The sequence below is a fragment of the Gordonia sp. UBA7860 genome (genome assembly GCF_002500165.1).
In the GTDB taxonomy this organism is placed as follows: Bacteria; Actinomycetota; Actinomycetes; order Mycobacteriales; family Mycobacteriaceae; genus Gordonia; species Gordonia sputi.
The window spans coordinates 52,559-69,275 of record NZ_DLSO01000126.1; the positions used below are offsets into that span (position 1 = coordinate 52,559).

Consider the following 16,717-nt stretch of genomic DNA (forward strand, 5'->3'; position numbering starts at 1 on the left):
GCACCGGGGTCTACTGCGTTCCGCGCTCACATCGACTGCATCCGCGCGTGTCCGCGATCGCGCACCTGCGACTGCACCTCCTCGCGGGTCGCGTCGATGTGCTGGTTGGCCTTGTCGAGGCGCTCCTGCAGTTCTTCCCGATCCGGTCGATCCGTGCTGGCCCCGTGTGCTCGGTCGGCCTGCGCTCGGTCGGCGCGCTGCTGCTGCTCGCGGATGGCGCTCTCGCGGGCCTCACGAGCACGCGCTGCCACCGCTGCGTTCTGACGTTCTGCCGCCGCGAACTCTGGGCTCTCAGTCGCGCTCTCGCCGTAACGCCGGGCGATCTCGGCCCGGCCACCCGGCTGGGCCAACAGGACCCGCATGCTGGCCACGCGCTCGGCATCGACCTGCCGCCGTGCGTCTGTCACCATGATTTCCTCCTATCTTCCGGTTCGAGGTGGGTCCCCGAACCGATGTCTTACTGCCCGTCTCGTCGCTCATACCAGTCGGCGGCGCGCCGGAACTGCGCGGCGCGGTCCCGCAGCCCCGCGGCCTCCTTGCGGTACCCGTCGGCGACGTCGAGGCTCCGGGCGAAGGTGGACGACCCACCGCGGTAGAGCGCCGCGGAGTCGGCAAGGCGGTCGGCGGCGAATCGCTCGAGCAGGGCGGCCTGGCGCTCGAGCCGTGCTGCCTCGACGCGCATGTCGTCAGGTGAGACACCCATTCACAAATCCATCCCTTCCGATTCCGCGGACCGACCAACTTCACGACCAACTCCGGCAACCGTCGCATCGGCCCGTTGCATCGACCCGCGCAGCCGGGCGGCGCGCTCGCGGAGCGTCTCGGTCGGCACCGGCTTGTGAGCGGCCGCGTACCACTCGACCGTCTTGTCGTCGACCCACTCGTCGACGGTGCGCGGCGTGCCGTCTGCCCGCGGAGGGCCCTGCAGGCGCCCCATCGTGTCGAGCTTGGCGGCGGTCATGGCCCGGTTGGCCTCGCGTGGGTCGTACACAGCGGCGTGCGCGCGCTCCACTTCGCCCAGCAACGTGTCGATCCGCTCACGCTTGGCCTCGAGTCGCTCATCGTCCTCGCGGTGTCGGCGCTGGCCGCGCTCGATGGCCCGCTGGGTGAGCTCGGCCTGGTGCTCACGGTGCTCGACCTTCTTCTCACGCGCAGTGACCTGATCCTCGCGAGCGGTTAGCTCGGCCTCGACGTCGTGGCGGACCCGTGCGCGATAGACCGGGAGCTCATCGCGCTCCCACAGCTGCTGACCTTCGTATCGGCCGGTTTCCCGGGCCGCGGAGAAGGCAGCGGCCAGATCCCGCTCCTTCTCCGAGATAGCCGACTCCCGCTGGTCGAGTTCTGCCGTGCGCGCAACCGCGGCGACCTCGGCATGGCTGAGCTCGACCATCGTCGCCTCCGCGCTCTCGTGAGCATCAACCAGCACATCGACGGCCATCGCGCGTTGGTCCTCGACCTCACTTGCTGTGGCCGCGACAACCGCGAGGTCCTCGGCCACTCGATCCTCGTGCTCCGCCTGCGCGTCCAACAACTGTTGGTAATCCGCGTGGTCGAGCCGGCGCATGTGCCGGTCGAGGTCGATCTCGGACTCGATGTCATACCCGAGAGCGAGCATGTGCTCGCGCAACTCCTCGTGGTACCGCGACATCTTGCGGCTGCCAGCCTCTCGGACCATCTTCGGGTCACCGTGCTCGTCGAACAGCGGCGTCCCGGTCCGGCGATCCGTCGACTGCACCAGCCGATCGCTGCGATGCGATCCGAATGCCCTCTGGTAGCCGGACTTCAACCGCTGTGGGTTCTTCTTGCTGATGTCGTCCTCGAACACGTCGCAGAGCATCTGCACGTGAGGTCTTCCCTCGTCAAACTGCAACGAGTAGCAGTGGATCGACTCTTGGCCGCCGGGGAGCAGCTGGGCCTGGAACGCGACAAACGCTTCGAAATATCGCACCGCCGCATCCATGTCCTTGGCGCGATAACGCGGAAGCATAATCGGCTCACCCTTTTTCGAGCCCTTGGCGTACACCTTTCCGCGGCCCGTCTTTGGGTCGCGCGGCTGGAAATAGGTGCCGTCGGGCTCGCACATGCCGAGCGGCAGGTGGCCGACGATCGTGTCGCCGATCCGCTCGCCCGAGCCCTCGCGCTTGTCCCGCGTCGCGGCGTCGGGCTTCGGCGATCCGGCCTTCGGCTGCTTGACCAACCGCGCCACTCGGGCGTCGCCGTACGCGAGCGCCTCCTCGATCGACTGCATCGGCCGGAATGACCCTTCGCCGTCGTTGACCATGTCGACGTTCAGATGCGTCATCTCCGGGTTGATCGCCGGATTCAGCGACGCCTGCCGCAAGACCTCCTCTGGGCCCGCGGTCTTGCGCTCGGCTTCCTTCATCGTCGCCTCACGGCGACCGCGATCTTCGCCGGCGCCCCGGCTGCGCCACCCCCAGTGATCCATGGAGGCGCGCGATGCGCGGTCCGTCGCCATCGCTCACGCGCCTCCTCTCGACTCGATCCCGGGCGTCGGTCTGGGCCCCTCGCTGCGCTCCCGGCCCACCGCCCAGGAGGCAGCATATGTATTCGTCTCTACGCATAAATATACCAGGTTGCGAGTACGTCAGCGAGCTGTCGTAGGCCCCATATGACACCTCGTTCGTCGTCGCTTCGCTCCTCCTCACTCTCGCTGCGCTCGGGTGTCCCATGCCGCCCTTCGGGCGGCCGGTCTCGCTTCGCTCGCCGGGGAAATCACTGCGAATTGACCAGCTCTGCGAGCGACGACCAGAGACGACGAGGGCCCCCGACAGCACTGCTGTCGGGGGCCCTACGTGAGCGCCTACTCGCTGACCGCCGCGAGGTGACGCGATCGGCCGTCAGCCCCCGCGACGCGGAGCCATCCACTGACGGTCGACCGCGAGCGGCCCACAGAGTCGGCTATCGCCTGCTTGGATGCGCCGGCGTCGGCCATCCGCAGAACCGTTGCCAGCTCGTCGGCGTCGGCGGCGATCTGACTCGTCGCCAGCACATCGTCGGCTCGCCGTCGCCACTCGTCGGTGTCGCTCGTCGGGGTCGCCGCGAGCTCGTCGGCGACCAACTCGCCGGGGTCGTAGGTCACGCTCGTCGGGGTGGTCGTCGCCAGCTCGTCGGTACCCGTTGTCGGGTCGTCGGCATCAACTCGTCGGCGCTCGTCGGCCAGGGTCGTCGGGGGGTCGACGACCCACTCGTCGGTCAGCTCGTCACCGCTCGTCACCCGGTCGTCGCCGGGGTGAGGACCCAGGTCAACGGCCCGACGAGCGGTCGCCGCCAGCTCGTCGGCGACCAACTCGTCGCGCTCGTCGGTCACGCTCGTCGGGGTCGACACCGACAGCTCGCCACCGCTCGCCGCCGGCTCGTCGACGGGTACCGACGAGCCCGTAGCCGGGGTCGTCGGGGCGTCGGCGGCGACCCCCTCGTCGAGGTCGTCGGCACTCGTCGCCTGGATCGTCGCCGCCGAGTTCGACGGCGGGTCGAGCGGCTGGTCGACCGAGCCCGTCGGCGGCGCGCTGGCCTGTTCGACACGGGCGAGGAGGTTGCCGCCGATCCGCGACCACGCTGTCGACGACTGGGTCGCCGCCTCGCCGTCGGCGGGACTGCGCAGCGTCATGACGTAGACGGTCGCAGCAACCATGAGGAGATCAGGCACCGCGGCCAGACCGAGGTTGAGCGCGTCGGCGCCCGCGAACAGCTCTGTCGATCGCACCAAGGACAGCAAGCCGACGTAGCTCGACGCCAGGACCACCGCGGCGAGGATGGCCACAAACCCTGTCGCCATCCACCGCTGCCACCCGGCGATACCGGCCCGTACGCCGATGGCGATGCCCTCGACGAGCACGAGGAGCACCACCGGCAGCGAGCCAGCGATCCACTGTGCCTCTGTCATGTGGTCAGCCGGTGCAACGCCCGTCGCATGACGGATGTTGCCGTAGCTGCTGACGGCGACGCTCATCGCGAGTGCAAGCCACCAGTAGCCGGTCGCAAGTCGTCGCCTCGTGGTGGTGCTCATCGGCCTGTCTCCTTCTCGTCGTCGGTGTCCATGTCGTCAGCCCTCATGTGGCATCGCCCCTGTGCCACGCACACTCGAGGTCCCCGCAGTCGGGCAGCTCGCGGTGGGCACGCGCGACCTCTGGCCAGCAGGCTTTCTCGCTGCGGTAGCAGTCGGCCCAGTCCTCGCCCGGGTCGCCGGCCTCGGCCAGCACGGGCACCGGCGCGGCATCCTCGGACAGGCGCACGCTGAACTGCAGGGCGTCGAGGATCTGCGTGCGGGCATCGTCGAGACGATCCACGGGGACGCTGAAGACGAGCTCATCGTGGACGACCGCCCGTAGCCGGGGGACCAACCACTCCGGAAGGCGCAACAGGCCCTCCATCATCAGGTCACGGGCCGTGCCCTGGCCGAGAAACGCTGGGGCCTGGGTATATTCCCGGCCCGGCTGCACCCGCACCCGCCGACCGAACGCTGTTGTGAGGATCTGTCCTCGCGCCTCGTCGCGGACCATCGCCTTCCACGCGGCCAGGCCGGGGAACTTCGCGGACAGAACCGTGAGCTGGCGCTCGGCTTCGGCGATGTCGATACCCGCGTACCGTGCCAAACCACCGGCACCCATGCCGTAGTTGGTCGCGTGCGAGATCGCCTTGGCATCACCGCGGCGTGGGTGGTGACCGGTCGACCTGTCCCAGCCGCACTCGCCGAACACGGCGAGTGCCATCTGGTCGTGGAGGTCGTTCCCAGGTGCGAACAACCGGGCGTACTCGGGGTCACCGCAGTGGATCGCCACCGCACGACCGTCGATGGCCGAGAGGTCCACCGGCAGCAGTACGTCTCCCTCATCAGGCAGCATCAGAGCCCGCTCGATGATGTTCGCCCGGTCGCGCTTGCCGAGCACGGTGAGCCCCGGGTTGCGCACCGAGACACGACCGGTCGCCTGCATACGGGCCCGCTTGTCGCTCGCGTCGACGCCGACGGCGATGTCAGGATGCACACGCCCGTCCGGGCGCACGTGGTCCAGCACAGTCGCGACACTGGACCGCTCGCCGTTGAGCGAGCGCAGTATTCCGCAAAGCGCCAACAGCTCGACGTTGTCAGGGTGCTCGGCCTCGAGGGCAGCAAGTGCGTCCTTGCCCGTGGCCAGCGCCCCCTTAGCCGTGCGCGGCGGCTCGATACCGATGTCGGCGAAGGCTTTCTCGAGAGCCGCGATCCCGTCCTTGGTCCGCTGAGGGGCCTTACCCTCAAGCGGCAGCCCGTAGCGCTCGTGCAGCTCACGCTTGCGCGCCTCGACCCGGACCGACTGCTCCGCGAGGAGGCGCTCAGCCAGGACGATGTCGACGCGGAACCCGTTGCGCGAGATCGAGTTCAACCGGTGCAGCACGCGATGCTCCCGACGCACGTAGTCGTCGACCACCAAACGTTTGGCGAGCTGACGGACCAGTTCCACGTCCTGCACCAGGTAGCGCACGTAGTCGGAATGGTCGACGGGGATGCGGTCATAGCCGTCGTCCGCCTCGCCGGTCGGCGAGAACTCCTGTGCCAAGCGCTTGAGCACCGACCCGCCGTCGCCAGCGACCTTGCCCTCACCCAGGACCCGCTTGGCCACCGCGTCAAGGCGGTAGCGACCGAGATCCGACGACCCGCTCAGCGGGGGATCGTTTTGCCACGCGACGATCAGCGTGTCGACGACCCGGCCCTCGTCCACCAGCCGGTCCAGGTCCAGGCCGTGGTAGCGAGCCAGGGCCGGCAAGTCGAACGCGAGAATGTTGTGGCCGACGACGATCACGTCGGCGTGCAGCAGGGCCACAACGGCATCGACGTCAGTCGTGGTGACCACCGGGCCGTCATCAACGGCGTAGCCGACCAGGCGCACAGTGAAGCGGTCAGGGCCATCCCAGAGCCGCTTGGCGCTAGACGCCTCGATGTCGAGGGGGACGATCCTCATGCCGGATCACCCCCGCCCAGCTCGGCGATGGTCACACCGGTCATCGGGGGCATCGCACGAGCGGCCTGCTGCCGGTGGCCACGACGGTCGGTGAAATCGATGACCTCACCTGGAGCCGCGCCGACAGCGGTGATCTCACGGGGTCCGGCTACAGGCGGCGGGGTGCCGGTACCCGCACCGCCCCCGGTGCTTCCAGCGGAGTTGTGTTGCTGCACCCGCCACGCCCGGACGTTGCCATGCGCCGAGCCGTCCTCAACGATGCGCAGATCACCGAACCAGCGACCAGCCATCCCTTTCCAGGTCTTACCCAGAGCGCGGGGATCGAGATCCCCCCAGCGCTGGTCGTACGGCGGTACCGAGTCGGGGTTCGCCGCAGCCGCTGCCAGAATCTCCTTCGCGGTGAATCGGGGGTGACCGGGCAGATTCGCCGCGACACCCGCGACCCACTCCAGATGGGCGTTGTTGTCGGCGGACTCGGAGTCGGCGTTCTCACGCATCTCCCGGACGTTGCTGAGGAAGCCGTGGATGCCGGCGTTGTGCAGGATGCCGCCGACGACGCGCTGCCACTCGGTGAACCCGACGAAACCGATCGGTCGGGGGGCTTCGGGTTGACCTCGGTCATACCAGGCGCGGATCAGCGTCAGGACCGCTGTCAACAGCTCGGCACGATGCTCAGGCACCCAGGTGTCCAAGTCACGTCGAAAGTTGCCGCGCTCATCAAGCTCCGGACGGTCAGAGCTGAGGCGGACCGCGTAGACGCGCCGGACCATGTCGCCAGGGATTGCGACGTTGTTGCCGGTGGCGACCCATGTGGCGCTCTGTTCGAGGGTAAGAGCCTCGCTCTTACCCAACAACCGCCCACCCCACACAGCTGCGGTGAGTGCTGCGGTGAGTGCCGGCGAGTCCAACCGGCATTTACCGTTCACCATCACCTCGTCGAGGACCACCATCGACCGTCCCGCGATCAGATCGGCGGTGATGCGTTTCTCCAGCTCGACATCGCTGTCCGGGGTCGCACCGAACGTGGCCTTCACCCCGTGCACGATCCGGTACACGATCCGCACGACCTCACCCTTACCCACACCGCGCTGCAAACCGTTCATCACCACCAGTGGTGCGACGGAGTAGGCGCTACGCGTGAGCGCGGTCAGCAAGAACGCGATGGCGTGGGTCCGGTCGACCTCGTCGGCGAATACCCACCCGTCGTAGCCGTCCGTGCCGTCGAGCTCGAAGAGCTCGTCGCGGATCAGGTGGACCGCCGCGGCGACATCGTCGTCGGTCGGGTGCTCGGGCACGGTGAGCCCACGCACGTCCGGCGCGAGATCCACCAGCACCTGTGTTTCCGGGTCGTAACCATCCGTCGTCACGATCGAACCGTCGGCACGCACCACCGGAGCAGATGAAATCCGGGTCACCGGTGGGAGGACATCGAGCACGCGGCCTTTGAGCACGCCAAGGGGGTCACGCTTGAGCCCTGGGACCACCACCGGGCCGTCGGGTGAGTCGGCGATCAGCCGCACCGCTTCCAGCGCTCGGCGATGCAGTCCGTCGGTGTCGAGGCGGGCAAGAGCCACGCCGTTCTTGCCGCGCGTCAACTCAACTGCGAAACCCCCGCGGGTGAAGAGCACGCGGCCACCCAGCCGAGTCCCCATCTGTTCGGCGATGGCCAGGCAGTCCTCATGCCAGTCGCCGACAAGGTCGAGGTCCTTGCGGCCGGGGTCAGCAGTGCGGCGCATCTCGCGCTCGGCCTCCTTGCGGCGCAGCGCCTTCCGCATCTTGTCCTGCTGAGCCTTGGACAGCGCGGCGGGCTTGGCCGCCGCTTTGGCGATCCAACCGGCCAGTGCGCTGCGACGGGCCTCGTCGCCGTCCAGGGCCGCGAGCACGTCGTCGACACCCTGCTTGGCCTTGCCGGGGATGACAGCGAACTTCACTGACTCGGCCCCCGCAGCCTTCGCCTCCTCGCCGAGCGCCGTGAGGCCGTCGAACACGGCGATGTTCGTCGCGGCGTCGGCGTCACCGAGGATGACGACCTCCTTGCCGCGGACCACGGCGGGCAGATAAGGGGTCGGCCCTCCGGGCTCGTCACCGTCACCGGCCACTCTCCACGACCACACGCCCGCGATGCGGTACACCGCAACACCTTCGGCCGCGTGCGACAAGGCGGCGAGGGCCTGCTTGCAGCCTTCGACGATCAGCGCAGTCTTCGCAGCCTTCGCATCGGCGGGTGCGGCGGACACCGTTCCGTCGGGGCGGCGGGTTCCGACGAACACCAGCTGCGGAGACGGAACTCCCGACTTCTTCGACGGCCCAACGTATTTGAGAATCCGACCGTCCCGCGTGGTCACCGAGCCCGGCTGTGGCTTGATCTGCCACGTCTCGGTGCCGTCGATCTCACGCATCGGGTAGACGAGTGCCGGCAAGGCGCCGTCGACATGGGCGACCCACTCCGCGCCCTCGGGCACCTGATCAACGGTGTACGCGGTGAATACACCAGCCACATCAGCGATCTCGCGCGGGACGGCTGACGCGGAGAGCTCGGCGGCGTGCTCGTCGCTTATACAACGATCGGCCGATGCGGTAGAATAGATGCCAGAAACCGCACGCTCACGCTCAGCAGCCGTTTCCTTGAGAGCCCCGCCCTGGCCGGCGGGGTTTTCCATTGGTCTCATGCGGCACCACCACGCACAACGTGAGCGGCCATGAAAGCGTCGAGATCAGCGATGCGGTAGCGGATCGCGCGGCCGATGCGCACGAAAGCCGGACCGTCGCCTGTCGATCGCCACGTCTCAAGCGTCGATTTCGGAATCGCGGTGTACGCCACGGCGCCGTCGGTGTCGACGTAAGCGCGTGTGACCTGCGGATTTACCGGAGTGGTGTCGGGAATGGCGGGCATCGTCGGCCCACCTCCTCTCGTGAGAAGGTGAGCGACAGCTGCTGAAGTTCCGGGGAGGGGCCACCTCAGCGCGGGGCCTCGTGCCCGACCGGTTTCCCGCGCGGTCTGATCCCAGCTCAGACAAGCTGCCCCGTATCGTGCCTTGCCCCGGGGGCGGGTCGTCGCATCCGGTGGTCACCGGATGCCATCAGACTACACGCAGCGCAGCACAGCTGTCAATTGACGGCCTGAACAAACTACGGTCTAATGACAACCATGACGAAGGCACCACGGACCTACATCGAGCCGGGCAAGAGCTCGATTCAGCGCAATACGCCACGCCAGATGCCAAGCGGCACATGGGTTTTGGATTGGTCAGTCAGGCTTCACAGCGGTCGACTGGTCGAAAAGCGCACCCAGGCGGACACACGGACGCGGGTGAGGGCCCGGGCCGAGCGCACCGCCGCCAAACTCCTTGCGACAGGCGGCAATTCGGTGAAGTGGACACCGAGCACACCGGCCGAGCGGTTCATCGACCAGGTGACGATACCGAGCATTACGTCAGCCGGGCTAGCGCCGAGCACGACGACGCTCTACACCACCGCAGCCACACGGCTAAAAACCCAGCTCAGAGGCCTATCCGTGGCCGATGCGTCGACGTTCGCCGAGGCCACCAACGCGCTGCAGGGCATCTCGGCCGAGTTCGGCGTCGGTGCGGCCCGCAACGCGAAGAAGGTTTACGCCGGGCATTTCATCGCGCCACTGCTCGCACACAGCCTGATCAGCGCATCTCCCATCCGTAAAGAACATCCGATCAATATCACCGCCGGAGCGAAGCCGACCACGAAGGCTCCGCGTGGCAGCCGGGAACTCACGACGGCTCATTGGCACCAGGTCGTCGGGTGGCTACTTGCCGCCGACCCCGCAGACACACCACCGCCCAAGCGCGGCCGGTGGACCCATGACGACATGATCGCGGTGCGCAAAAACGCTATCGACCAGGCATTATTGCAGTGCGCGACTGGCCTACGACTACAGGAGACGGTCGGGCAGCACTGGGCCGACGTCGACGATCGCGGCGATGACGGGATGTGGCTGACCACGACATTCCCGAAGCCAGTGCGGGTGGGCGGTGAGAGCGTCCGCAAACCGCGCACCATCCCGCTACTGCTCCCCGAGGTGGCCGACCATCTGCGTGGCCGTCGGCGAGACGCTAACAGCATGTGGGTGCTGCCCGCGCCCACCAACCCGGCCAAGACGTGGACGGCCTCGGCGGCGAAAGAAGCCATGGCCACGCTGTATGTGGACATGGCCGACGCTCTGGACATCGAGCCACTGCGGACCCTGCGATCGCACTGCTGGCGCACCGTCATCAACAGGGAGCTGATCGACCGCGGCGTCGACGCCGAAGACCGGATCGCCTATCTCGGGCACTCGGCCGACGTGAACGCCGCCAGCTACACCGACGGCCGCTCACTGACCGCGATCACCGGCCTCATCGGCAACTTGTGACACGCGCCACATACTCAAAAAACTACGGTTTATACTACGGTCTACACCAGGCAAAACCCGGCAATCGTGTGCAGCCCCATGCAAGTCGGGCTGAGCTTTATACGGTGTCTGAACTGCGTAAATAGCCTTACTGCCTGCGAGACCGCTGAATTGGATTCCTGATCTGCGCGGCAAGGCAGCCAAGATCAAGGAAAAGCGCTGACGCGTCTACCCTGACGACGTGGCATCCGAACACAGCGCGGCGAATCACTCCGACGCAGACGACGCCCATTCGAGCCCGGCAGATCCTGTCGACCGCCGGTCCGAGGACTCCGAGGAGCGCCCCTGGCGTACCAAGGATGACGACGACGAACCGAAACGGAAACGTGGTTCATGGCTGCGCGAGACGATCATCATCGTCGCGTGCGTTCTGCTGGTGACGTGGATTCTGCAGACCTTCATCGGTCGGCAGTATGTGATCCCGTCGGAGTCGATGGAGTCGACGCTCATCGGATGTCAGGGGTGCACCAACGACCGCATCGTCATCGACAAGCTTGCGTATCGCTTCGGCGATCCGAAGCCCGGCGATGTGGTCGTTTTTCGTGCCCCGACATCGTCGTGGGACGGCGACTGGGAGTCGCCGCGGTCGAGTAATCCCGTCGTTCACGGTCTGCAGAACGGTCTGTCGTGGTTTGGTTTCGCGCCGCCCGACGAGAACGATCTGGTGAAGCGCGTGATCGCCACCGGCGGTCAGACCGTCGAATGTCGCAACTCTGATGGGGTGGGCGTGAAGGTCGACGGCAAGCCGTTGAACGAGCCGTACATCGACAAGAGTCTTCAGTCGCGCGACGTGGCGTCGGGCCAGTCCGGTGAGCCCGACAACCAGGTGACCAGTTGCTACGGTCCCGACTTCGGCCCCATCAAGGTGCCCGACGGCAGCCTCTGGGTCATGGGCGACAACCGCGAGTACTCGGCGGATTCGCGTTATCACGTCACCGACGAGCTGCAAGGCACCGTTCCGGTGTCCGACGTCCGCGGCAAGGTGCGCTTCATCATCTACCCCGTGTCGCGGATCGGTGGTGTCGGCTCGATCAACCCGCAGCAGTGAGCAGTCGCAGCGTCGTGGGTTCGTGGCCGCCGAGGTCACCTGTTCGGCGGGCCGCGGGGCTGCGCACTTTCGAGTTCGCGCTGCACCGCGGTGGTCTGGGTCCGGTCGCAGGCGTCGACGAAGCAGGTCGGGGTGCGTGCGCAGGCCCACTGGTGGTCGCCGCATGCGTGCTCAAGCCGACTCAGCTGACGTCGCTGGCTGATCTCGACGATTCCAAACGCCTCTCCGAGGCCACGCGCGAAACCCTCTATCGTGCTGTCACGCGGTATGCCGCGAGCTGGTCGGTTGTCGTCATCGACGCCGACGAGATCGACCGGATCGGTATCCACGTCGCCAATATCGAGGGTATGCGTCGAGCGGTGGCACAACTCGACGTGACACCGGGATACGTCCTCTCCGACGGATTCGCGGTTCCGGGCCTGACCGCGCCGTCGCTCCCGGTGATCGGCGGCGACGGCGCGGCGGCATGCATCGCTGCCGCCAGCATCCTCGCGAAGGTCACACGCGACCGGATCATGGTCGCGATGGACGACGAGGTTCCCGGCTACGACTTCGCGATCCACAAGGGCTACAGCACCGCGCATCACATGGCATGCCTCGACGCGCATGGCCCCTCCCACCAGCACCGGATGTCGTATCGCAACGTCGCGGCCCGACGTCGCCGACCCCGACCAGACCTCCCGCCAGAACCCGATCGCGATAGGCTTGCACGATGAGCGCTGAGGATCTCGAGAAGTACGAAACCGAGATGGAGTTGTCCCTGTATCGGGAGTACAAGGACATCGTCGGCCAGTTCACCTACGTGGTGGAGACCGAGCGGCGCTTCTACCTTGCCAATGCCGTGGAGATGGTCCCGCGCAATACCGATGGCGAGGTGTACTTCGAGCTCCGCATGAGCGACGCCTGGGTCTGGGACATGTACCGACCAGCTCGATTCGTCAAGCAGGTGCGGGTTATCACGTTCAAGGACGTCAACATCGAGGAACTCGAGAAGCCCGAGCTGCGGCTGCCAGACGAGCCGTGAGGGTCATGACCGTCTGTCCACAGGTGGCGGTCGCTCCACAACCTAGGCACTGATCCCGGTTCTCTCGCTGTCTCGTCGTCGTCGTCGGCCACTGTTGTGGCATGAGAAGCGAGTCGTCGGAGCGGCGTCCGGATCGGCGGGCCTTCATCGGGCAGCTGGGTGAAGATCTGGCAGCCAGATATGTCATCGGTCTGGGTTGGTCCGTCCTGGAACGGAATTGGCGTTGTCGGTATGGCGAGATCGATCTGATCGCCAACGACAACGATGACTTTGACCCGACGCTGGTCGTCGTCGAGGTCAAGACGAGGGCCAGTCGGGTGTTCGGCGATCCCGCGCAGGCGGTGACCGCCGACAAGTTGTCGCGCCTGCGCCGATTGACACGGATCTGGCTCACCGAGCAGGAGATGTACTGGCCGTCCATCCGATTCGACGTGATCTCGGTACAACTCGATTCACGCTATCCCGATCGCACAGAGTTCGCTGCGTTGCGCCACCACAGTGGCGTATTCGAGTAGGGACGTGCGATGTCGTTGGGGCGTTGTCATTCGGTTGGTCTGAACGCTTTTGAGGCAGGCGTGATCGAGGTGCAGGCATCTCTGAGTCAGGGGTTGCCGGGCTTTTCGTTGTCGGGCAACGTCGATTCGTCGTTGCGAGAGGCGCGCGACCGGGTGCGGGCCGCCATCTCGAATTCGGGGGTCAAGTTCCCCGAGAAGAAGGTGACGGTCAACCTGGCGCCCGCGGAGATGCCCAAGAGCGGGTCGGGACACGATCTGGCCCTTGCAGTTTCGATACTTGCCGCGACGGACGCTGTTCCCACGTCGAGGTTGGGCGGGACGATCTTTCTGGGCGAGCTGGCGCTCGACGGACGTCTCCGTCCGGTGCGCGGCGTGCTTCCGGCGGTGATCGAGGCGCGCAACGCGGGTTTCGCTCGTGCAGTCGTGCCGATCGAGTCGGTTGGTGAGGCGACCCTCGTGCGCGATATCGAGGTCGGCGGCGCGCATTCGCTGTCTGAGGTGGCCTCGTGGCTGCGCGGCGAGTGTGTGCTGGACACGGTGTGTGAGATCAAGGCGCTCCCCGCGGATCCGATCGCCGACATGGCCGATGTGATCGGTCAGAGCGAGGCGCGCCACGTACTCGAAATCGCTGCTGCCGGTGCACATCACGTCATGATGACCGGCCCACCGGGTATCGGGAAGACGATGCTGGCCCGCCGACTTCCGGGCATTCTCCCGCCCCTCGAGGAGGAGGAATCACTGGAGGTCACCGCACTTCACTCGATCGCGGGACGGTTGCGTCCGGGCCAGCCGCTGATCACGTCGCCACCGTTTGTGGCCCCACACCACAGCACCTCGACCACAGCCCTGGTCGGTGGCGGTACCGGCATCGCGCGGCCCGGAGCGGTATCGCTGGCACATCGAGGAATTCTCTTCCTCGATGAGTGTGCCGAGATGGGGCCCAAAGTGCTTGACTCCCTGCGACAACCACTCGAAGAGGGGGAGGTGCGGATCAGTCGTCGCGACGGGGTTGCCACCTATCCGGCGCGCTTCCAGCTGCTTCTCGCCGCGAATCCGTGTGCCTGTGCCCCGGTGCACGACGTCGACTGTGTCTGCAGCGCGGTCGTGCGGCGGCGCTATCTGGGCAAGCTGTCCGGACCGCTGATGGACCGTGTCGATCTGCGGGTGCAGATGGAGCCGCCGGGAAACGCCGCGCTGATGATGGCAGCGGAGGAGTCGAGCGCCGACATCCGGGCAAGGGTGACCGCCGCTCGTTCCGCGGCAATAGAACGATGGCGTGAACACGGCTGGCGTACCAACTCCGAAGTGCCCGGTTCGGCACTGCGACAACAGTTTCGGCTGTCACCCAAGGCCCTTCGGCCCGTCGACGTCTGTGTTCGGGAGGGGCGCGTGACAACGCGGGGCGTCGATCGGGCTTTGCGGGTCGCGTGGACTTTGGCCGACTTGCGCGGTGGCGAAGTACCGACCGAAACCGATGTGGCGCAAGCACTTCTGTACCGAGACCGAGGGGGATTTCGATGACCGTGTACGCCGACACCCACCACAACGATGAGCTGCTGCGTGCGTGGGCCTATCTGAGTGCTGTGGCCGAACCTCCGTGTTCTTCCATCCGACATCTCGTCGACGACATCGGAGCAGAGGCCGCGGCCGACGCCATTCGTCGTCGACGGGTACCGAGCGGTCACGAGGCGGTTCTGGGTCCGACAAGCGCTCGAGCCGAGAGTTGCACTCCCGCCAAGGATCTCGACACCGCGCACGCGGTTGATGCTCGCTTGATCACGTCCGACGACTCCGAATGGCCCGCCTGGTCGTTGCTTCCGTTGACGCGACTCGAGCCGAATGTGCACGGCGACGAACCCATCGCACTCTGGGTGCGCGGCCCAGCGCGCCTCGACGACGTCGCGGCCGCTTCGATTGCGCTCGTCGGATCGCGAGCGGCGTCGTCGTACGGCGAGCACGTCACCGGGAAGCTCTCCAGCGAGCTGTGTGCGCAGGGGTGGGCTGTTGTCTCGGGTGGTGCCTATGGCGTCGACGGCGCCGCGCATCGTGCCGCGCTCGCATCGGCAGGCATCACCGTGGCGGTCCTTGCCTGCGGGATCGACCGTGACTATCCGGCGGGACATGCCCGGCTGCTTGCCGAGATCGCGAGCAGTGGAGCCGTGGTGTCCGAGTACGCTCCGGGCACCACGGCCGCACGGCACCGGTTCCTCACGAGAAATCGGTTGGTCGCGGCGCTGTCGTCGGCAACGGTTGTCGTCGAGGCGGGTAAGAGATCGGGCGCCGCGAACACGGCGGCATGGGCACGCACGATCGACCGCCCGGTCGGCGCCGTTCCGGGACCGGTCACCTCGGCGACGTCGGTGGGCTGCCATCGCCTGATCGCCGATGGGCTCGGCGTGCTCGTGACCGACGCGGCGTCGGTCATCACACTGGCGGTACCCGACGGAGGCGGCGACCCCGGACGCGGTCGCGACAGGCCCACCGACACGCTGACCGACGACGAAAAGCGGGTCCACGACGCGATTCCCGGTCAGGGGAGTGCAACGATCACCGAGATCTCGTTCGCCGCGGGCCTCGACGTCGGTATCGTTCGTGCTGCGCTCGCGGGACTGGAGATTGCAGGTCTGATCGCCGGCGACGGTGCGGGATGGAGACTCGCGATTTAGGTAACCCTAATTCGAGTGGCGTAAGCTGGAACGCATTAGGAGGTTTCATGGCAAAGCGCGTGAATTCGATGACGGTGCTCCGGCGAGAGCAGATCACACCCCACATGGTGAGGCTCTATCTGGGTGGTGACGGCTTCGGCGATTTCGCCGTGGCACTACCGCCACGGGACGAGCGCGACACCGACATGTACGTGAAGTTGATCTTCATGCCCGACGGTGTCGACTTCCCGGACGACTTCGACCCGAGGGCGTCGCGGTCGCTACCGCCGGAACAGCAGCCCGTGTTGCGCACGTACACCATTCGCACTGTCGACGAGGACGCGCGCGAGATCGCAATCGACTTCGTGGTGCACGGCGACGAGGGCATCGCCGGTCCCTGGGCCGCGACGGTTACTCCCGGTTCCACCGTGCACTTCCTCGGTCCGGGTAGTGGCTACCGCCCCGACAACGACGCCGCATGGCACCTGCTGGCCGCGGACGAAGCAGGCCTTCCCGCGCTGGCCGCGGCCGTCGAGTCGTTGCCCGAGGGTGCGATCGCGAAAGCGTTCATCGAGGTCGCAGGCCCCGACGATGAGGTTCCGCTCGACGTACCGTCCGGCGTGCAGATCACCTGGGTCCATCGCGGCGGTCCTGCGGGCGAGGTGTCCGACGACCGCGCGGGCGACAACGCCCCGCTGATCGCGGCGGTGCGCGAGACCGACTGGCTCGACGGCGAACCGCACGTCTTCATCCACGGCGAGGCGCAGGCCGTCATGCACAACCTGCGCGGCTATGTGCGCAAGGAGCGTGGCGTGAGCGCAGCGAGGGCGTCGATTTCCGGCTACTGGCGACGGGGCCGTACGGAAGAGGGTTTCCGGCAGTGGAAGTCCGATCTGCGTGCCGAGGAGGAGGGGGCGGGCGTCAACGGTTGAAGAGCGACGGCCGGTCGGGTGGCCGGACAGCTGTCCCGCCTGCGCGGCAGCCGTTGACGCAGGGGTCAGAGCCCCGAACGCCAAGGCGAGGATCTGACCCGGTAACGATCAGACCTCGTGACGACCCGCCCCCGTGACCATCTGACCCAATGACGATCTGACAACGACGCGCGTGT

The 16,717-nt window shown here is 66.8% G+C and carries 15 protein-coding genes; 8 read left to right on the forward strand and 7 right to left on the reverse strand.

The window, feature by feature from the left end:
• Positions 1-26: 26 nt before the first annotated feature.
• The 7 genes from B3T59_RS15935 to B3T59_RS15965 form a co-directional block, all read right to left on the reverse strand.
• Complete coding sequence (locus tag B3T59_RS15935) at positions 27-410, reverse strand: hypothetical protein (protein WP_287004255.1); 384 nt, start codon at positions 408-410, stop codon at positions 27-29.
• Positions 411-457: 47 nt separating this feature from the next.
• Positions 458-703 carry a hypothetical protein gene (locus tag B3T59_RS15940; protein ID WP_287004257.1) on the reverse strand — a complete coding sequence of 82 codons (246 nt, stop codon included), beginning with the start codon at positions 701-703 and terminating at the stop codon, positions 458-460.
• Complete coding sequence (locus tag B3T59_RS15945; protein WP_287004259.1) at positions 704-2,476, reverse strand: hypothetical protein; 1,773 nt, start codon at positions 2,474-2,476, stop codon at positions 704-706.
• A gap of 345 nt (positions 2,477-2,821) precedes the next feature.
• The gene (locus tag B3T59_RS15950; protein WP_287004261.1) at positions 2,822-4,027 is read right to left on the reverse strand and encodes a helix-turn-helix domain-containing protein; all 1,206 of its coding nucleotides are present in this window, start codon (positions 4,025-4,027) and stop codon (positions 2,822-2,824) included.
• 43 nt (positions 4,028-4,070) lie between these two features.
• The gene (locus tag B3T59_RS15955; RefSeq protein WP_287004263.1) at positions 4,071-5,882 is read right to left on the reverse strand and encodes a DNA polymerase; all 1,812 of its coding nucleotides are present in this window, start codon (positions 5,880-5,882) and stop codon (positions 4,071-4,073) included.
• A gap of 68 nt (positions 5,883-5,950) precedes the next feature.
• The gene (locus B3T59_RS15960; RefSeq protein ID WP_287004265.1) at positions 5,951-8,623 is read right to left on the reverse strand and encodes a DUF3854 domain-containing protein; all 2,673 of its coding nucleotides are present in this window, start codon (positions 8,621-8,623) and stop codon (positions 5,951-5,953) included.
• Positions 8,620-8,847, reverse strand: a complete 228-nt coding sequence (locus B3T59_RS15965) for a helix-turn-helix transcriptional regulator (protein ID WP_287004267.1) — start codon at positions 8,845-8,847, stop codon at positions 8,620-8,622. Before B3T59_RS15965 ends, B3T59_RS15960 begins: the two co-directional genes overlap by 4 nt.
• Before the next feature lie 417 nt (positions 8,848-9,264).
• On the opposite strand from B3T59_RS15965, the gene B3T59_RS15970 reads away from it, so the two are divergent.
• The 8 genes from B3T59_RS15970 to B3T59_RS16005 all read left to right on the forward strand — a co-directional run bounded on the left by B3T59_RS15970 (position 9,265) and on the right by B3T59_RS16005 (position 16,541).
• Positions 9,265-10,338 carry a site-specific integrase gene (locus B3T59_RS15970; protein WP_287004269.1) on the forward strand — a complete coding sequence of 358 codons (1,074 nt, stop codon included), beginning with the start codon at positions 9,265-9,267 and terminating at the stop codon, positions 10,336-10,338.
• A gap of 220 nt (positions 10,339-10,558) precedes the next feature.
• Positions 10,559-11,425 (forward strand): signal peptidase I, encoded by an 867-nt coding sequence (gene lepB, locus B3T59_RS15975; RefSeq protein ID WP_287004271.1) that lies wholly within the window; start codon positions 10,559-10,561, stop codon positions 11,423-11,425.
• Between the two features lie 14 nt (positions 11,426-11,439).
• Positions 11,440-12,141, forward strand: a complete 702-nt coding sequence (locus B3T59_RS15980; protein WP_005204991.1) for a ribonuclease HII — start codon at positions 11,440-11,442, stop codon at positions 12,139-12,141.
• The gene (locus B3T59_RS15985; RefSeq protein WP_005176689.1) at positions 12,138-12,449 is read left to right on the forward strand and encodes a DUF2469 domain-containing protein; all 312 of its coding nucleotides are present in this window, start codon (positions 12,138-12,140) and stop codon (positions 12,447-12,449) included. Before B3T59_RS15980 ends, B3T59_RS15985 begins: the two co-directional genes overlap by 4 nt.
• Positions 12,450-12,550: 101 nt before the next feature.
• The gene (locus B3T59_RS15990; RefSeq protein ID WP_005204989.1) at positions 12,551-12,964 is read left to right on the forward strand and encodes a YraN family protein; all 414 of its coding nucleotides are present in this window, start codon (positions 12,551-12,553) and stop codon (positions 12,962-12,964) included.
• Positions 12,965-12,973: 9 nt separating this feature from the next.
• The gene (locus tag B3T59_RS15995; RefSeq protein ID WP_287004274.1) at positions 12,974-14,485 is read left to right on the forward strand and encodes a YifB family Mg chelatase-like AAA ATPase; all 1,512 of its coding nucleotides are present in this window, start codon (positions 12,974-12,976) and stop codon (positions 14,483-14,485) included.
• The gene (gene dprA, locus B3T59_RS16000; protein ID WP_251721073.1) at positions 14,482-15,630 is read left to right on the forward strand and encodes a DNA-processing protein DprA; all 1,149 of its coding nucleotides are present in this window, start codon (positions 14,482-14,484) and stop codon (positions 15,628-15,630) included. The genes B3T59_RS15995 and dprA overlap by 4 nt, the downstream gene beginning before the upstream one ends.
• Before the next feature lie 47 nt (positions 15,631-15,677).
• On the forward strand, positions 15,678-16,541 hold the full coding sequence (locus tag B3T59_RS16005; protein ID WP_287004276.1) for a siderophore-interacting protein: 864 nt from the start codon (positions 15,678-15,680) through the stop codon (positions 16,539-16,541).
• Positions 16,542-16,717: the final 176 nt, after the last annotated feature.

Excerpts from the sequence above, each read along its gene's own strand:
- B3T59_RS15935 (WP_287004255.1), bottom strand. The coding sequence starts at position 410 with ATGGTGACAGACGCACGGCGGCAGGTCGATGCCGAGCGCGTGGCCAGC.
- B3T59_RS15940 (WP_287004257.1), bottom strand. The coding sequence starts at position 703 with ATGGGTGTCTCACCTGACGACATGCGCGTCGAGGCAGCACGGCTCGAG.
- B3T59_RS15945 (WP_287004259.1), bottom strand. The coding sequence starts at position 2,476 with ATGGCGACGGACCGCGCATCGCGCGCCTCCATGGATCACTGGGGGTGG.
- B3T59_RS15950 (WP_287004261.1), bottom strand. The coding sequence starts at position 4,027 with ATGAGCACCACCACGAGGCGACGACTTGCGACCGGCTACTGGTGGCTT.
- B3T59_RS15960 (WP_287004265.1), bottom strand. The coding sequence starts at position 8,623 with ATGAGACCAATGGAAAACCCCGCCGGCCAGGGCGGGGCTCTCAAGGAA.
- B3T59_RS15965 (WP_287004267.1), bottom strand. The coding sequence starts at position 8,847 with ATGCCCGCCATTCCCGACACCACTCCGGTAAATCCGCAGGTCACACGC.
- B3T59_RS15985 (WP_005176689.1), top strand. The coding sequence starts at position 12,138 with ATGAGCGCTGAGGATCTCGAGAAGTACGAAACCGAGATGGAGTTGTCC.
- B3T59_RS15990 (WP_005204989.1), top strand. The coding sequence starts at position 12,551 with ATGAGAAGCGAGTCGTCGGAGCGGCGTCCGGATCGGCGGGCCTTCATC.
- B3T59_RS15995 (WP_287004274.1), top strand. The coding sequence starts at position 12,974 with ATGTCGTTGGGGCGTTGTCATTCGGTTGGTCTGAACGCTTTTGAGGCA.
- dprA (WP_251721073.1), top strand. The coding sequence starts at position 14,482 with ATGACCGTGTACGCCGACACCCACCACAACGATGAGCTGCTGCGTGCG.
- B3T59_RS16005 (WP_287004276.1), top strand. The coding sequence starts at position 15,678 with ATGGCAAAGCGCGTGAATTCGATGACGGTGCTCCGGCGAGAGCAGATC.